This window comes from Phenylobacterium sp. (genome assembly GCF_030651185.1).
GTDB lineage: Bacteria > Pseudomonadota > Alphaproteobacteria > Caulobacterales > Caulobacteraceae > Phenylobacterium.
Map to the genome: position 1 here is coordinate 34,791 of NZ_JAUSCJ010000027.1, position 15,482 is coordinate 50,272.

Here is a 15,482-nt window from a genome sequence, read left to right on the forward strand (position 1 = left end):
GAACCCTGACATGGCCGACCTTTTTGAAGCCGCGGGTCTGACGCCGCATGCACCCTCGCCCCTGGCGGACCGTCTGCGGCCGCAGAAGCTGGACGAGGTGGTGGGGCAGGATCACCTGCTGGGGCCCGAGGGGCCGATCCGGCGGATGGCGGAGGCCAAGCGGCTGTCGTCGATGATCCTCTGGGGCCCGCCCGGCACCGGCAAGACCACCATCGCCCGGCTGCTCGCCAAGGAGGCGGGCTACGAGTTCCAGCAGCTCTCGGCGGTGTTCTCGGGCGTCGCCGACCTGAAGAAGGCCTTCGAACAGGCCAAGATGCGCCGTGCGGCCGGGCAATCGACCCTGTTGTTCGTCGACGAGATTCACCGCTTCAACCGCGCGCAGCAGGACGGTTTCCTGCCCTTCGTGGAGGAGGGGATCGTCACCCTCGTGGGGGCGACGACGGAGAACCCGTCCTTTGAGCTGAACGGGGCGCTGCTGTCGCGGTCCCAGGTCTATGTGCTGAGGCGGCTCGATGACGAGGCGCTCGGCACACTTCTGGAAAAGGCCGAGGCTCACGAAGGCAAGGTCCTGCCGCTGGAGGCCGACGCGCGGGACGCCCTGACCGCCATGGCCGACGGGGACGGCCGCTACCTGCTGACCCTGGCCGAGACCCTGTTCAATATCGGCACGCCGAAGCCCTTGTCCATCAAGGCCTTGGGGGAGATTCTTCAGAAGCGAAGCCCGGCCTACGACAAGGACCGGGAGGAGCACTACAACCTCATCTCGGCGCTGCATAAGTCGATCCGGGGCTCCGATCCGGACGCGGCGCTGTACTGGCTGGCCCGCATGCTGACCGGAGGCGAGGACCCGCTGTTCATCGCGCGGCGGCTGATCCGGGCGGCGATGGAGGACATCGGCGAGGCCGACCCCATGTCGCTGGTGCTCGCCAATGCCGCCAAGGACACCTACGACTTCCTGGGCTCGCCGGAGGGGGACCTGGCCCTGGCGCAACTGGTGGTCCACCTGGCCGCCGCGCCCAAGTCCAACGCGGTCTATGTGGCCTACAAGGCCGCCATGCGCTCGGCCAAGGAAACCGGCTCGCTGATGCCGCCGGCCCATATCCGCAACGCCCCCACCAAGCTGATGAAGGACCTCGGCTACGGCAAGGGCTACGCCTATGACCACGACGCCGAGGAAGGCTTCTCCGGCCAGAACTACTTCCCCGAGGGGATGCCGCGTCAGAGCTTCTACCAGCCGAAGGCGCAAGGGTCGGAGGCGCGGATCAAGGAGCGGCTGGAACGCTGGGCGGCCATCCGGGCCGAGCGAGAGGGCCGGTGAGGCCGCCGCCGAAGTCCAAGGCCGAGCCGAAGCCGGTCACCCTGACGCCTGACGAGATCGCCCTGGTGCGCAGCCTGGTGATCTATGAGGACCCGCACATCCTGGCGCTCAACAAACCCGCCGGGCTGTCGAGCCAGGGCGGGCGCGGGCAGGTGCATACGCTGGACGAGATGCTGTGGGCCTTCGCCAAGCCCGGCAAGGCGCGGCCCCGGTTGATCCACCGGCTGGACCGCGACACCTCGGGCGTGATCCTGACCGCCAAGACCAAGCCCGCCGCCGGTTTCCTCGGCAAGGCGATGATGGGGCGCCGGTTCTCCAAGACCTATCGGGCCATCGTCACGCCGGGCGCGCCCGATCCGACCGGCGGGACCATCGAGGTCCCGCTGCGCCGGGACGAGACGGGACGGGAGGCCTTCATGCGGGTCTGCCCGCCCGACCACCCCGACGCCGAGACCGCCAGGACGCGGTACAAGACCCTGTCGTCCAACGCCTTCGCGGCCCTGCTGGAGCTGTCACCGGACACCGGGCGGATGCACCAACTGCGGGTCCACCTGGCCTCCATCGGGCGGCCGATCTCCGGGGACGCGCGCTATGGCGGCGCGCTCGCGGTGGGGGGGCAGCCCGTGCCGCGGCTGATGCTGCACGCCGGCGCCCTGTCGTTCCCGCATCCCGAGGGCGGGACCAAACGGATCGAGGCGCCGACGCCCGGGGACATGGCCAGGCTGCTGGCCGCCATCGGCCTCGACGAACCGACGTCGGAACGGGCGCTCGACTAGGCCGTTGTCTCGCCAAGCCTCGGAAGTCCTTCGACTTTCGCAAAGAGACCGCGAGACCGCCCGATGAAACGCCTGCTGCTTACCGTCGCCCTCTGCGCCGGGCTGTCCGCCTGCGCCAGCGCGCCCACTGTCTATACCGCCGCCAATGGTCCGGAGGCCGTGGGCTTCTCCTCCTATCGCATCGAGCCCGGCCGCTACCGGGTCACCTTCCGGGGCGGCCCCGGCGGGTCGCCCGAGCAGGTGGCCGACTACGCCCTGCTGCGGGCCGCCGACATCGCCCTGGCCGATGGCTATGACTGGTTCCGGGTGTCCGACAGGGCGATGCGCCAGGCGGGATCAAACAGCGGCCCGCGCCTGTCGCTGGGCGGCGGCGGCGGCGACTATGGCCGGGGCGGCGGAGTCGGGATCGGTCTCGGGACCAGCTTCAATCTCGGCGGCGGACCGTCGCTCACCCAGACCCTCGAGGTGGTGATGGGCAAGGGCGAGAAGCCGCCGGGCGCGGACGTCTATGACGCCCGGGGCCTGCGCAGCGCGATCGGGCCGCGGGTTTAGGCCGCGGGCTGTTCCAGCGCTTGGGTTGGCCGCGCCACCTTCAGCGAGGCGTGGGTGAAGCCGGCGACCTCTGCGACGTCCAGATAGCCGTCGGACAGCAGGCCGTGGATCATCAGGACCGAGGCGCGACCCCGCGCCTGGGCGGCCAGGTTCAGCATCTGGCCGGCGACCTGGCTGTCGGCGGCGCCAAGATCGGCGGCGGCGACGGTCAGGCCCTGGAGCCGAGCGCCCTTCACCGGCCCCACGGCGTCGCGGCCGGGCTGCAGGCGGACCAAGACGCCCTTGCACAGCTGCCCCACCAGGCCGGTCACCTCCAGCAGCCGCGCCTCCGGCGTGCCGCGATCCACGTCGATCAGCTCCACCATGACTCCGGTCTTCACCCTTTGCGGCGGCAGGCCCTCCGCGCCGATCAGGGCCTGGCGACCCTTGCGGGTGGACAGGGTGCGGAACGAGAGCGGCAGGATCAGCGCCGGCTGTGGTCGCTCTTCTGCGCCCGCGAACAGGGCGGCGTAGTCCAGGGAGGCGCGGTCGATGAAGGCGATGTCGTCATCCGACAGCTTGGCGAAGGCGCGCGCGGGGATCGTCCGGCCGCTGGCGATGTGGGTCACGGTGGGCTCGATCCGCAGGGCGGCGGTCACCTTGTGACGTAGGCTGACGGTTTCCTCGAGGCTGAAGTCGATCCGCAGGTTCTGGCCCGAGGCGGTGACAAAGGAGATCGGATTGCGGCGGCGCTCTTCGGCCGGATCCACCGGCTGATAGGCCGTGACGATGATTTCCTCGGGCGGGGCGGGCTTGTGACCGGCCACGCGGGCCGGGTCGATATCGGAACAGGCCAGTTCCTCGCCGTGGATGGCGCTGACGGCGCGGACCTTCATGTCGGCGGGGTCGGCCACCCCGAGGAAGAACAGCAGAGCCTCTTCCAGGATCTTCAGGCTGAGCGCCTGGGCGGCGACGCCGTCCTCGGAGGTCACCGCCACCAGGAAGTCGGTCTCGCCGATGCGGTGGCGGATGTCCTGGTAGGCCAGGTGCTCGTCGAACTTCCTGCCGAGATAGGCCCAGACGGCGTCGCGCTTGCGCGGCCAGCGGTCGCCCGAGCGTTTGCGGATGGCGTCGACGCTGATGATGGTGACGCAGCCGCGCTCCACCAGGTCTGTCCCGGCGAGGCGCTCAAGCGCCGCCGCCGCGCCGCCGGCGGTGATGCGCTCGATACTGTTGGGCTCGCCGGAGAACACGCAAGGAGACCCGTAAAACCAGTCTGGTGCGACACTATCGCCGCCGCCGCTTAACCAGGCGTTGCAGTGAAGCTTTCCTCGTCTCGACGCCGTCCGCGGGCCACTGCATAAGGGGCCGATGGACAAGGTGCTTCTCGTGGCCCTGGGCGGGGCGACCGGCGCGGTGGCGCGCTATGGGTTGGGGGTTCAGGCCCTGCGGCTGCTGGGGCCTGGCTGGCCCTATGGCACCTTCATCGCCAACATCCTGGGCGGCCTGCTGATGGGGCTGCTGGCAGGGTTCCTGGCCTTCAAGGGCGGGGCCGACCAGGAGAGGCTGCGGCTGTTGCTTGGCGTTGGTGTGCTGGGGGGCTTCACCACCTTCTCCGCCTTCTCGCTGGAGACCGCGCTGATGATCGAGCGGCGGGCCTACGGCGCGGCGGCGGGCTATGCAGCGGCCTCGGTGCTGCTCTGCGTCTCCGCGCTGTTCGTGGGACTGATCGTGGCGCGACGGGTGTTCGCGTGAAGGAGGTCCTGATCCTGGCGGTGGACGCCGGCGAGGATGGCGTGCGCCTGGACCGCTGGTTCAAGCGCCGTTGGCCGCACCTCAACCACATCCAGATCCAGAAGCTGACCCGCTCGGGCCAGATCCGCGTGGACGGCGGGCGGGCCAAGCCGGACACCCGGCTGGCGGGGGGCGCGCAGGTGCGCGTGCCGCCGCTGCCCGACGCGCCGGAGCCCGGCGAGCGCGCCGACCGGGGCATCGACGCCCGAGAGGCGGCCTATGCCAAGAGCCTGGTGCTCTATGAGGACGACGAGGTGCTGGTGCTCAACAAGCCCGCTGGCCTGGCGGTGCAGGGCGGCACCAAGACCCACAAGCATGTCGACCGGCTGTTGAGCGCCTGGGGGGAGGGGCTGGCGCGGCCCCGCCTGGTCCATCGCCTGGACCGGGACACCTCCGGGGTGCTGGTGCTGGGCAAGAGCCCGGGCGCGGCGGCCAAGCTGGCCGGGGCGTTCGCGCGGCGCAAGGCGCAGAAGACCTATTGGGCCCTGGTCATCGGCTTCCCCAAGCCTGGAGAGGGCGTGCTGGAGTTGCCGCTGGTGAAGAAGGGGGTCGGCGACCGCGAGATGGTGGTCCCGGCCCAGCCCAAGGAGCCAGGCTCCGAGCCCGCCGAAACCGAGTTCGTCACCATCAGCCGCGCAGGGCCGCGGGCCGCTTGGATGGCGCTTCGGCCGCACACCGGCCGGACCCACCAGCTTCGCGCCCACATGCTGGCCATGGGGCACCCGATCCTGGGGGACCCGAAGTACAACACGCCGGAGTCCAAGGTGCTGTCGGGACCGCTGAAGCTGCAACTGCACGCGCGGCGTCTGACCCTGCCGCATCCGTCCGGCGGCGCCCTGGTGCTGGAGGCGCCCCTGAGCCCGGAGATGAAGGAGGGCTTCGCCCGCTTCGGCTTCGACGAGCACGAGGCCGATCCCGAGCCGTTCCGCCGGAGCCGGAAGTAAACCGAGCGACGGGCGATCCGCGCCTCGCCGCCGCCGCATTCCCGGCACACTCAAGCCTGGAACTGACCCGGAGAGTCTTCATGAACCACCCCGCCCTCACATCGGGCCGCGCCGCCGTCGTGGTGGGGGCGGCCAGCGGTATCGGACTGGCCGCCGCCAAGCGGTTCGCCGGCCTGGGGATGAAGGTCTGCCTGGCCGACCAGAACGCCGAAGCGCTGGAGGCGGCGGTAAAGGCGGTGGCGGCGGTTTCGAAGGCGCCCGCCGACGTGTTCGGCGTCCCCACCGACGTCGCCGACGCTCACGCGGTGAACTGCCTGCGAGACGCCGCCTACGAGCGGTTCGGCGAGGTGGCGGTGCTGATGAACAATGCCGGGATTGGCGGCGGCGGCGGGGCCTGGGAGCACCCGGACCGCTGGCGGCGTCTGCTGGAGGTCAACCTGTGGGGCGTGATCAACGGCCTGCAGGCCTTCGCCAGCCTGATGATCGACCAGGGCGCGCCCTGCGCCATCGTCAACACCGGGTCCAAGCAGGGGATCACCAATCCGCCCGGCGACGTGGCGTACAACACCAGCAAGGCGGCGGTGAAGGCGCTGACCGAGGGCCTGGCCCACCAGCTGCGCAACCTCGAGGGCGGGCAGGTCAGCGCCCACCTGCTGATTCCCGGCTACACCTTCACGGGCATGACGGCGCGCTCGGCCGAGAAGCCCGCGGGCGCCTGGGCCGCCGAACAGGTGGTGGATTTCATGGTCGAAGCGATGGGCAAGGGGGAATTCTACATCCTCTGCCCCGACAACGACGTGTCCCGTGAGATGGACGAGAGGCGCATCGCCTGGGCCGCCGACGATCTGATCCTCAATCGTCCGGCGCTCTCGCGGTGGCATCCCGACTACAAAGCCGCCTTCGAGACTTTCATGGCGTCGGGACGCGGCGCAGGGTAAGCCCCGACGCCGAACCGTTGCGATGGCCACGCTGCCGCTATAGGTTCCGCCGCTCTATTCCCCTTGCGCCTTTCGTGCGGAGTTTCCCTACGTGGTTGATGTCTTTGAAGAGGTCGAGGAGCAACTCCGCACCGACCGCTACAAGGCGCTTGCGCTGAAAGCCCTGCCCTGGGTCGGCGCCGTCCTGGCCGCCGCCCTGGTGATCGCCCTGGCGGTCTGGGGTTACGACGCCTACCAGACCAAGACGACCTCCAAGGCTTCGGAGCAATATGCCCAGGCGCTGGAAGCCTTCGGCGCGGGCCGTCCCGACGAGGCCGACCGGCTGTTCGGGGAGGTCGCGAAGTCGGGCTCCAAGGCCTACAAGGCGCTGGCCCTGCAGCACCAGGGCGGGATCAAGATCGCGGCCGGCAAGATTCCCGAGGCGGTGACCTATTTCGACCAGGCCGCCGAGGCCGCGCCGAACGACATCATCGGTGACACCGCCCGCCTCAAATCCGCCTTCGCCTTGCTCGACACGGCTCCCTACAAGGACCTGGAGACGCGCCTGACGCCGATGACCAAGGAAGGCCGCCCCTATCGCACCGAGGCGCGCGAGGCCCTGGCCTTCGCCAAGATCATGCACGGCGACCTGGCCGGCGCGCGGGGCGATTTCGTCGTCATCTCGCTGATCGCCGACGCCTCGGAAGCGGCCCGCAACCGCGCCAAGGCGGCCATGGACCTGATCGACTCCGGCTCGGCCAAGAGTGTCGCCGCCGCCGCGCGCGCCGCGGCGACCCTGTCGCCCACGCTTCTCCAACCGGGGGCCGCCGCCGGCCCTTCCGCTCCGACGCAACAAACCCCGGACGCCCAATGACGCTTCGCAGCCGCACCGGTCTCGCCCTGCTCCTGACGGCCGCCCTGGCCGCGAGCGGGTGCTCGACCATGAGCCGCCTCAATCCGTTCCCGAAGAAGGAGGCCCCCGGCGAGGTCGCCAGCGAGGGCGAACGTATCCCCATCATCGCCTTCGATCAGAAGGTGGAGGCCGCCGAGGGCCTGAAGGGCGCCGACTTCTTCCTGCCCGATCCCGTTGCGGTCAGTGAATGGACCCTGCCCGGCGGCAGGCTGGAGAACGCCGTCGGCCACGTCGCCGCCGGGGGGAACCTCTCGATCGCCTGGAAGCGCGGCTTTGGCCAGGGGTCTGGCCGGGGCGCCCACGTCACCGCCCCGCCGGTGGCCGCCAACGGCAAGATCTATGTGATGGATGGCGAGGCCACGGTCTCGGCCCTGGACGGCCAGACCGGCGCTGAAGTGTGGAAGGTCAATCTGCGGCCCGACTCCAAGCGCGACAAGGAAGCCTTCGGCGGCGGAATCGCCATCGCCGACGGCAAGCTCTATGTCGCCTCGGGCTATCGCTTCATCGCCCAGCTGAACGCCGACACCGGCGCCGTCGGCTGGAAGGTCGCCACCGAGCAACCCATCCACGCGGCCCCCACCGTCGCGGGCGGTCGCCTCTTTGTGGTGGCGGTGGACAACACCCTGCTGAGCTACAACACCGCCGATGGGACCGCGAGCTGGACCTATCAGGCCCTCTCGGAATCCTCGCGCATCCTGGGCGCCTCCAGCCCCGCCGTCTCCGGCGACACCGTGGTGGCGGCCTTCGGCTCGGGTGAGCTGGTGGCCCTGCGCGCCGCCAATGGCAACGACCTGTGGAACGAGGCCCTGTCGCGGGCCAGCCGCAACAACGCCCTGTCAGAGATTCGCGACATTCCCGGCCGCCCGGTGATCTTCCAGGGCGACGTCTTCGCGGTCAGCCACTCCGGCGTGTTCGCCGCCACGGACCTGCGCACCGGCCAGGCCCGCTGGAGCCTGCCCATCACCGGCATCACCACCCCCTGGCCCTCCGGCGACGTGGTCTATGTGGTGGACAAGTCCGGCCAGGTGATCTGCGTGGCCCGCGAGAGTGGCCAGATCTACTGGATCCGCGACCTGGGCGAGGGCCGCGGCAAGGCCAAGGGCGGCCTGATGGGCCTGAGCCTGGGCAAGAAGAAGTATGTCTCCAAGCCGATCTGGTCGAGCCCGATCCTGGCCTCCGGCAAGCTGATCACCGCCTCCAACCAGGGCGAGCTGGTGGCGTTGAACGCCAAGACCGGCGCGGTGGAAAAGACCATGAACCTCGGCTCCGGCGTGCTGCTCGGCCCGATCTCCATCAACAACACGATCTACATCGCGACCGATGAGGCCCAACTCATCGCGCTGCGATAGACGAAGAGAAAAGACCAGGACCCCATGCCGCTCAGGCTTGCGATCGTAGGGCGTCCTAACGTCGGCAAATCCACCCTGTTCAACCGGTTGGCGGGGAAGAAGCTCGCCATCGTCGATGACCGGCCGGGCGTCACCCGCGACCGACGCTTCGGCGCGGGGCGGATCGGCGACATCGAGCTGGAGCTGATCGACACCGCCGGCTTCGAGGACGTCACCGACGAGAGCCTCGAGGCGCGGATGCGCGCTCAAACCGAACTGGCCATCGACGAGGCCGACGTGGCGCTGTTCGTGGTGGATTCCCGCGACGGCATCACGCCGATGGACCGGGTGTTCGGCGAGATTCTGCGCCGCCGGGACAAGCCCGTGCTGCTGTTGGCCAACAAGGCCGAGGGCAAGCGCGGCGACGACGGCATCAACGACGCCTTCAGCCTGGGCCTCGGGGAGCCGATCCCGATCTCCGCCGAGCACGGCGAGGGCATGGCCGACCTGTATCAGGCCATCGCCCCCTATGCGGTGGAGTACGAGTTCGAGGACGGCGACGCCGCCCTGAAACCCGTGCAGATCGCCATCGTCGGCCGTCCCAATGCCGGCAAGTCGACCCTGGTGAACAAGCTGATCGGCGAGGATCGCCTGCTGACCGGCCCCGAGGCCGGGATCACCCGCGACGCTATTCCCGTCGACTGGACCTGGGACGACCGGGCCATCCGCCTGGTGGACACCGCCGGACTTCGTCGGAAGGCGAGGGTCGAGGAGAAGCTGGAGAAGCTGTCGGGCCAGGATTCCATCCGCGCCATCACCTATGCCGAGGTGGTGATCCTGGTGATGGACGCCACCCACCCCTTCGAGGTCCAGGACCTGCAGATCGCCGACCTTGTCGAGCGAGAGGGCCGTGGGCTGGTTTTCTGCCTGGCCAAGTGGGACCTCGTGGAGGACCAGCGCGCGACCCTGGCGATGTTCAACGAAGAAGCCGGCCGTCTGCTGCCGCAGCTGCGGGGCACGCCGGTGATCGCGCTGTCGGCCGAGACCGGCCGCGGCCTCGACAAGCTGATGCCCGCCGTCTTCAAGGTGCATGGCGACTGGTCCACCAAGGTCAAGACGCGGGATCTGAACGACTGGCTGTCGATGGCCACCCAGCGCCATCCGCCCCCCTCGGTGGGGGGGCGGCGGATCAAGCCGAAGTACATGGCCCAGACCAAGGCGCGGCCGCCGACCTTCGTGCTGTTCGCCAGCCGGGCCGACCAGCTGCCCGACCACTATCGCCGCTACCTGATCAACTCCCTGCGCGAGAGCTTCGACCTGCCGGGCGTGCCCATGCGGCTGACAGTGAAGTCCAACAAGAACCCCTTTGCCGAGGGGGAGGCCAAGAGCGGCCCGACCGGCGGCTTCGCGGCCAGGGCGGCGGCCAAGGCCGTGGGCGGCCCGACGACGGGCATGCGGGCGAAATCGAAGGCGGCGGCCTCGGCCAAGGCCAAGGCGGGCGCCGAGGCCAAGCCCAAGCGCGCCTATGTCTCCAAGCCCAAGCTCGTGGGCAACCCCAAGGGGCGCACCCAGAAGCTGGCCCGTCCCGGCGTCAAGCCGAAGCGGGCGAGCCGGACCTCAGCTTCCAGTCCGAAAACAAAACGCTAGATTTCGGCTGGCCCAGGTCGGCCTGGGCCAGTTCGACGATCATCGGCCCGATCTCCGACGGATGCGGCAGGTCCAGCGGATCCTCGCCCGGCATGGCCTCGGCGCGCATCTTGGTGCGCATGGCGCCCGGATCGATCAGGGCGGCGCGCACGGTGGTGTTCTCCAGCTCGTCGGCCCAGGTCTGCACCAGGTGCTCCATGGCCGCCTTGGACACGCCGTAAGCTCCCCAGAAGGCCTTCGGACGCTGCACGCGGCCGGTGCTGATGAAGAGGGCCCGACCGGCCTCGGAGGCGCGCAGCAGCCGCTCTGTGGAGCGGATCAGGCGGAAGGTGGCCGTCAGGTTGGTGGTCATCACCTTGTCGAACAGGGCCGGCTCGATGTGGCTGACCGGGGTGATGGCGCCCAGGATGGCGGCGGCGTGGACCAGGATGTCCAGGCGCCCGTGTCGTTCGTGGATCGCCAGGCCCAACTGATCCAGGCCCTCGACCTGGGAGATGTCCATGGGGACCAGGGTGGCCGGCTGGCCGGTGGCGGCGCGGATCTCGTCGTCCAGCTCTTCCAGGCCGCCGGTGGTGCGGGCCACGGCGATCACATGGGCGCCCGCCTTGGCGAGGGCGAGAGCCGAGGCCCGGCCGATGCCGCGCGACGCGCCGGTGACGAGGGCGATCTTGCCGGCGAGGGGGAGGTTCGTATCAGTCATGGCGGGGCTTCTAGCTGGTCTGGGGTTCTGTGTCCGCCCGCTTTGCGTAGGCGTTGGCGATGACCGCGCAGGCCATCAGCTGGATCTGGTGGAAGACCATGATCGGCAGCAGGATCAGGCCGAGTTGCGCGCCGGGGAACAGGACGCCGGCCATGGGCACGCCGCTGGCCAGGCTCTTCTTGGAGCCGCAGAAGACGATGGTGATCTCATCCTCCGTGTTGAATTTCAGCGACCGCGCCGCAAACAGCGTGATCAGCAGGACGGCGGCCAGCAGGACGCAGCAGAGGATCAGCAGGCGGGCCAGGTCCAGGGCGCTGACCTTGGTCCAGATGCCCTCCACCACGGCCTCGGAGAAGGCCGAATAGACCACCAGCAGGATGGAGCCGCGATCCACATAGCCGACCATCTTCGAGCGCCGGGCGATCCACGGCCCGACCCAGGGCCGCAGGAGTTGGCCGGCGATGAAGGGCAGCAGCAGCTGCAGGATGATGGATTGGGCCGAGTGCAGGGAGAAGCCGCCCTGGGTCTGCATCAGGACCGCGGCCAGGATCGGCGTCACCGCGATGCCCAGCAGGTTCGAGGCGGTGGCCGAGGCGACGGTGGCGGCCACATTGCCCCGGGCGATGGCGGTGAAGCCGATGGAGGACTGGATGGTGGACGGCAGGCAGCCCAGGAAGATCAGGCCGGGCGCGAGGGCCGCCGGCGTGATGGCGCCGGGCAGGGCGGCCAGGCCCAGGCAGAGGACCGGGAACATCACGAAGGTGGCGGCCAGGACCAGCAGGTGCAGCCGCCAGTGGGTGACCCCCTTGATCACCGCCTCGCGCGACAGCTTGGCGCCGTGCAGGAAGAACACCAGGGCGATGGCGATCTGGGTGGCGAGGCCGAAGGCCGGGGCCGCCGCGCCGCGCGCGGGCAGCAGCGAGGCCAGCACCACCATGCTGATGATCAGGATGATGTACCAGTCGGGCTTCAGGCGGCTGAACCAGCCGCCGGCCGTCTTTCCGCTCACGCGTCGACCAGGAACGACAGTTGGCGCTCGGAGCTCTCGTTCCGGCCCTCGGCGATCTCGCGGTCCAGCAGGCGGGTCGGGTAGTCACCGGTGAAGTAGTGGTCGGTGAACTGCGGCTCGTCCGGATTGCGCGGCGCCGATTCCATCGCCCAATAGAGGCCATCGACGGAGAGGTAGCCCATGGAGTCGACCTCCAGGATCTTGGCGATCTCTTCCACCGAATGGTTGGCGGCCAGCAGCTTGTCGCGGTCGGGCATGTCGATGCCGTAGTAGTCGGGCCACATGATCGGCGGCGAGGCCGAGCGCAGGTGGACCTCGGCGGCGCCGGCCTCGCGCACCATGCGGGCGACGCGGACGGAATTGGTGCCGCGCACGATGGAGTCGTCGATCAGCATCACCCGCTTGCCGGCCAGGACCGAGCGGTTGGGGGAGAGTTTCATGCGCACCCCCATTTCGCGGGCGCCCTGGGTCGGCTGGATGAAGGTGCGGCCGACATAGTGGTTGCGGATGATGCCCATCTCGAAGGGCACGCCCACTTCCTGTGCGTAGCCGAGGGCGGCCGGGACGCCGGAGTCGGGGACGGGGACGATCACATCGACGTCGACGTGGCTCTCCATGGCCAGCTTGCGGCCCATGCGCTTGCGCACTTCATAGACAGAGCGGCCGTTCACGACGGAGTCGGGACGGGCGAAGTAGACATATTCGAAGATGCAGGGACGGGCCTTGGCCGCCGGGAAGGGACGCAGGGACTCGATGCCGTCGTGGTCGATGATCACCATCTCGCCGTGCTCGATGTCGCGGACGAAGGTGGCGCCGATCATGTCTAGAGCACAGGTCTCGGACGCGAGTACGGCCTTGCCGTCCAGGTCACCGAGCACCAGGGGGCGGATGCCCAGCGGGTCCCGGACCCCGATCAGCTTCTTGTTGGAGAGCGCCACCAGGGCGTAGCCGCCCTCGATCCGCGACAGGGCGTCGATGAACTTGTCCACCAGCCGGGCGCGGCGCGAGCGGGCGATGAGATGGAGGATGACCTCTGAGTCCGAGGTGGACTGGAAGATCGCGCCCTCGGCCACCAATTGCTGGCGCAGGGTCAGGAAGTTGGTGAGGTTGCCGTTGTGGGCGATGGCCAGGCCGCCGGCCTCGAGGTCGGCGAACATCGGCTGGACGTTGCGGATGAAGGATCCGCCGGCGGTGGAGTAGCGGGTGTGGCCGATGGCCGACTGGCCGGGCAGGCGGTCCATGAGGTCGCTGCCGGCGAAGGCGTCGCCCACGTGGCCCATATGGCGTTCGGTATGGAAGCCCAGGCCGTCGAAGCTGGCGATGCCGCAGGCTTCCTGGCCGCGATGCTGGAGGGCGTGGAGGCCGAGGGCCGTGATGGCCGAGGCGTCGTCGGTGTCGAAGACCCCGAACACGCCGCACTCCAGGCGGGGCGTATCGTCATCGGGATCGCGGGGAGCCTGTCGCCATCGATCCGGTGACTGGGTCATCGGGATTTCTCCACTAGATCATCGATACTGCCGCGATCGCGGGCGTCATAGCCGCGACCGTCGTCAAAGTCACGCGGGGCGTTCGCGGAACCTTCACGGACCGCGTCGGAAACCGCCGGCTTCAGCCTGTTGGCCATGTCCAGACCGCGCGGCGCGAAGGCCTTCAGGATCTGTCCCGCCGCCGTGGTCATCGGATAGAAGACCGCGCCGGTCATCCACCTGGGCCTCAGTTCCACCGGGGTTGCGGCGTTGAAGGCCAGGTTGAAGGCCCCGAGGACCACGAAGGCGCGGATCAGGCCAAAGCCCAGGCCGACCGTGCGGTCCAGCAGACCCAGAATCTCGGTCTCCTGGATGCGCCGCGCAAGCCCTGCGCCCGTAAGCCGCAGGGCGCCGTAGATCAGGATGAAGGTGGCCAGGACCGCCCCGGCCGTGCCGGCCCAGTCCGGATCGACTATCGCCCGGCCGACGGGGCCGGTGAATTTCAGCGACATCACCGCCACGATGGCGGCGATCAGGAAGGAGAGGACGGCCACCATCTCGCGGGCCGCGCCCTGATAGAACCCCACCCCGGCCGAGGCCAGGAGGATGGAGAGCACGACGATATCGAACCAGGGCAAACCGTCTAATCCCAATCGCCGTCGCCGATCCGGCGGATGGCGTCACCCAGGCGGGCCACGCCGGTCATCTTCAGTGGGCCGCCGTCAACGTCGGCGGGTCCGAAAGCCCTTTTAAATCCGAGCTTTGCGGCTTCTTTCAGACGTGAATCCATCCGGCTGACATGACGCACGTCGCCGGACAGGCTGACCTCGCCGAACACCACGCAGTCCTGGGGGAGGGCGACGTCGAGGGCCGAGGAGGCCAGCGCCGCCGCCGCCGCGAGGTCGGCCGCCGGCTCGCTGATGCGCAGGCCGCCGGCCACGTTCAGATAGACGTCACGATTGCCGAGGCCGAGGCCGCAACGGGCCTCCAGCACCGCCAGGACCATGGCCAGGCGGCCGGTGTCCCAGCCCACGACGGCGCGGCGCGGCGTGCCGTAGGCCGAGGGCGCCACCAGGGCCTGGAACTCCACCAGGACGGGGCGGGAGCCTTCGATGCCGGCGAACACCGCCGCGCCTGCGGCCCGCTCGCCGGAGGTGTCGAGGAACAGGGCCGAGGGGTTCTTCACCTCCGCCAGGCCTGCGTCACCCATCTCGAAGACGCCGATCTCGTCGGTGGCGCCGAAGCGGTTCTTCACCCCGCGCAGGATGCGGAACGGGTAGCCGCGCTCGCCCTCGAAGGCGAGGACGGCGTCCACCATGTGCTCGATCACCCGGGGACCGGCGATGGTCCCCTCCTTGGTGACGTGGCCCACCAGGATGATGGCGACCCCCTGCTTCTTGGCCAGGCGCACCAGCTCGCCGGTGGCCGCCCGGACCTGGGTGACGGAGCCGGGGCCGGCCTCGTGGGCGTCGCTCCACATGGTCTGGATGGAATCGATGACGACGAGATCGAACTTCTCGCGCTTCAAGCCCTCGACGATCTCGCGCAGGGAGGTTTCGGCGGCCAGGCGCACCGGCGCGTCGGCCAGGCCCATGCGCTGGGCGCGGCTGCGGACCTGTTCCACGGCCTCTTCGCCGGAAATGTAGGCGCACTTGGCGCCTCGCCGGGCCGCGAAGGCCGCCACCTGCAGCAGCAGGGTGGACTTGCCCACACCGGGGTCGCCCCCCAGCAGGAGGGCCGAGCCCGGCACCACGCCACCACCGCAGACACGGTCGAACTCGGCGACGCCGGTCTGGATGCGGGGCGGGGCGGGGGTGTGTTCCTCGAGCCCCTGGAAAGGCAGGCCCTTGCCGCGCACGCTGGAGCGGGTGGGGGCCAGGGCGCCGGGCGGACGGCTCTGCACCTCCTCCACCAGCGAGTTCCACGCCAGGCAGGCCGGGCACTGGCCCGCCCACTTGGTCTGGGTGGCGCCGCAGGTCTGGCAAACATAGACGGCGCCGTCGCGGGCCATGAGGTCTCCTGATTCGGGGTCGAGCCTGAGACTACTCCGAAACGCCTTGCGGGGGCGGCGGAACGGGCGCTGGCTGGGAGCGTTGGGCCTGCTCATATGGGAGCGGGCGCGGGATGTTGAAGGCCGGG

15 protein-coding genes are annotated in these 15,482 nt (G+C 69.6%); 9 read left to right on the top strand and 6 right to left on the bottom strand.

Annotated features, from left to right (window positions below; all coding sequences use genetic code 11):
• Window positions 1-10 precede the first annotated feature (10 nt).
• The 3 genes from Q7J39_RS12730 to Q7J39_RS12740 all read left to right on the top strand — a co-directional run bounded on the left by Q7J39_RS12730 (window position 11) and on the right by Q7J39_RS12740 (window position 2,646).
• Window positions 11-1,318, top strand: coding sequence for a replication-associated recombination protein A (locus Q7J39_RS12730; RefSeq protein ID WP_304825404.1), 1,308 nt, complete (start codon window positions 11-13; stop codon window positions 1,316-1,318).
• Entirely contained in the window at window positions 1,315-2,094 is a 780-nt protein-coding gene (locus tag Q7J39_RS12735) for an RluA family pseudouridine synthase (protein WP_304825407.1), read from the top strand. The genes Q7J39_RS12730 and Q7J39_RS12735 overlap by 4 nt, the downstream gene beginning before the upstream one ends.
• Window positions 2,095-2,157: 63 nt before the next feature.
• Window positions 2,158-2,646 (top strand): hypothetical protein, encoded by a 489-nt coding sequence (locus Q7J39_RS12740; protein WP_304825410.1) that lies wholly within the window; start codon window positions 2,158-2,160, stop codon window positions 2,644-2,646.
• On the opposite strand, the gene Q7J39_RS12745 is transcribed toward Q7J39_RS12740, so the two are convergent.
• A complete protein-coding gene (locus tag Q7J39_RS12745; protein ID WP_304825413.1) occupies window positions 2,643-3,878 on the bottom strand; it encodes a hypothetical protein in 1,236 nt (411 codons plus the stop codon). The genes Q7J39_RS12740 and Q7J39_RS12745 overlap by 4 nt on opposite strands.
• Window positions 3,879-3,996: 118 nt before the next feature.
• Here Q7J39_RS12745 and crcB point away from each other — a divergent pair, with 118 nt between their 5' ends.
• The 6 genes from crcB (at window position 3,997) to der (ending at window position 10,168) form a co-directional block, all read left to right on the top strand.
• Entirely contained in the window at window positions 3,997-4,380 is a 384-nt protein-coding gene (crcB, locus tag Q7J39_RS12750) for a fluoride efflux transporter CrcB (RefSeq protein ID WP_304825417.1), read from the top strand.
• Window positions 4,377-5,363 carry an RluA family pseudouridine synthase gene (locus Q7J39_RS12755; protein WP_370690062.1) on the top strand — a complete coding sequence of 329 codons (987 nt, stop codon included), beginning with the start codon at window positions 4,377-4,379 and terminating at the stop codon, window positions 5,361-5,363. The genes crcB and Q7J39_RS12755 overlap by 4 nt, the downstream gene beginning before the upstream one ends.
• Window positions 5,364-5,443: 80 nt before the next feature.
• Window positions 5,444-6,301: an SDR family NAD(P)-dependent oxidoreductase gene (locus tag Q7J39_RS12760; protein WP_304825420.1), complete on the top strand. Its 858-nt coding sequence runs from the start codon at window positions 5,444-5,446 to the stop codon at window positions 6,299-6,301.
• 91 nt (window positions 6,302-6,392) lie between these two features.
• Complete coding sequence (locus tag Q7J39_RS12765) at window positions 6,393-7,154, top strand: tetratricopeptide repeat protein (RefSeq protein WP_304825423.1); 762 nt, start codon at window positions 6,393-6,395, stop codon at window positions 7,152-7,154.
• Window positions 7,151-8,542 (top strand): PQQ-like beta-propeller repeat protein, encoded by a 1,392-nt coding sequence (locus Q7J39_RS12770; RefSeq protein ID WP_304825426.1) that lies wholly within the window; start codon window positions 7,151-7,153, stop codon window positions 8,540-8,542. The genes Q7J39_RS12765 and Q7J39_RS12770 overlap by 4 nt, the downstream gene beginning before the upstream one ends.
• Before the next feature lie 24 nt (window positions 8,543-8,566).
• A complete protein-coding gene (der, locus tag Q7J39_RS12775; RefSeq protein WP_304825428.1) occupies window positions 8,567-10,168 on the top strand; it encodes a ribosome biogenesis GTPase Der in 1,602 nt (533 codons plus the stop codon).
• On the opposite strand, the gene Q7J39_RS12780 is transcribed toward der, so the two are convergent.
• The 5 genes from Q7J39_RS12780 to radA are packed head-to-tail and all read right to left on the bottom strand — an operon-like array spanning window position 10,113 to window position 15,354.
• Complete coding sequence (locus Q7J39_RS12780; protein WP_304825431.1) at window positions 10,113-10,868, bottom strand: SDR family NAD(P)-dependent oxidoreductase; 756 nt, start codon at window positions 10,866-10,868, stop codon at window positions 10,113-10,115. The two genes, der and Q7J39_RS12780, sit on opposite strands and share 56 nt — an antisense overlap.
• Window positions 10,869-10,878: 10 nt before the next feature.
• Entirely contained in the window at window positions 10,879-11,877 is a 999-nt protein-coding gene (locus Q7J39_RS12785; RefSeq protein ID WP_304825434.1) for a bile acid:sodium symporter family protein, read from the bottom strand.
• Window positions 11,874-13,364, bottom strand: a complete 1,491-nt coding sequence (purF, locus tag Q7J39_RS12790) for an amidophosphoribosyltransferase (RefSeq protein WP_304825437.1) — start codon at window positions 13,362-13,364, stop codon at window positions 11,874-11,876. The genes Q7J39_RS12785 and purF overlap by 4 nt, the downstream gene beginning before the upstream one ends.
• Window positions 13,361-13,981: a CvpA family protein gene (locus Q7J39_RS12795; protein WP_304825440.1), complete on the bottom strand. Its 621-nt coding sequence runs from the start codon at window positions 13,979-13,981 to the stop codon at window positions 13,361-13,363. The genes purF and Q7J39_RS12795 overlap by 4 nt, the downstream gene beginning before the upstream one ends.
• Before the next feature lie 5 nt (window positions 13,982-13,986).
• On the bottom strand, window positions 13,987-15,354 hold the full coding sequence (radA, locus tag Q7J39_RS12800) for a DNA repair protein RadA (protein ID WP_304825445.1): 1,368 nt from the start codon (window positions 15,352-15,354) through the stop codon (window positions 13,987-13,989).
• Between the last annotated feature and the right edge of the window lie 128 nt (window positions 15,355-15,482).

Bases quoted from the DNA above. Each gene is read 5' to 3' on its own strand.
- Q7J39_RS12730 (WP_304825404.1), top strand. From the start codon at position 11: ATGGCCGACCTTTTTGAAGCCGCGGGTCTGACGCCGCATGCACCCTCG.
- Q7J39_RS12740 (WP_304825410.1), top strand. From the start codon at position 2,158: ATGAAACGCCTGCTGCTTACCGTCGCCCTCTGCGCCGGGCTGTCCGCC.
- crcB (WP_304825417.1), top strand. From the start codon at position 3,997: ATGGACAAGGTGCTTCTCGTGGCCCTGGGCGGGGCGACCGGCGCGGTG.
- Q7J39_RS12760 (WP_304825420.1), top strand. From the start codon at position 5,444: ATGAACCACCCCGCCCTCACATCGGGCCGCGCCGCCGTCGTGGTGGGG.
- Q7J39_RS12770 (WP_304825426.1), top strand. From the start codon at position 7,151: ATGACGCTTCGCAGCCGCACCGGTCTCGCCCTGCTCCTGACGGCCGCC.
- der (WP_304825428.1), top strand. From the start codon at position 8,567: ATGCCGCTCAGGCTTGCGATCGTAGGGCGTCCTAACGTCGGCAAATCC.
- Q7J39_RS12780 (WP_304825431.1), bottom strand. From the start codon at position 10,868: ATGACTGATACGAACCTCCCCCTCGCCGGCAAGATCGCCCTCGTCACC.
- purF (WP_304825437.1), bottom strand. From the start codon at position 13,364: ATGACCCAGTCACCGGATCGATGGCGACAGGCTCCCCGCGATCCCGAT.
- radA (WP_304825445.1), bottom strand. From the start codon at position 15,354: ATGGCCCGCGACGGCGCCGTCTATGTTTGCCAGACCTGCGGCGCCACC.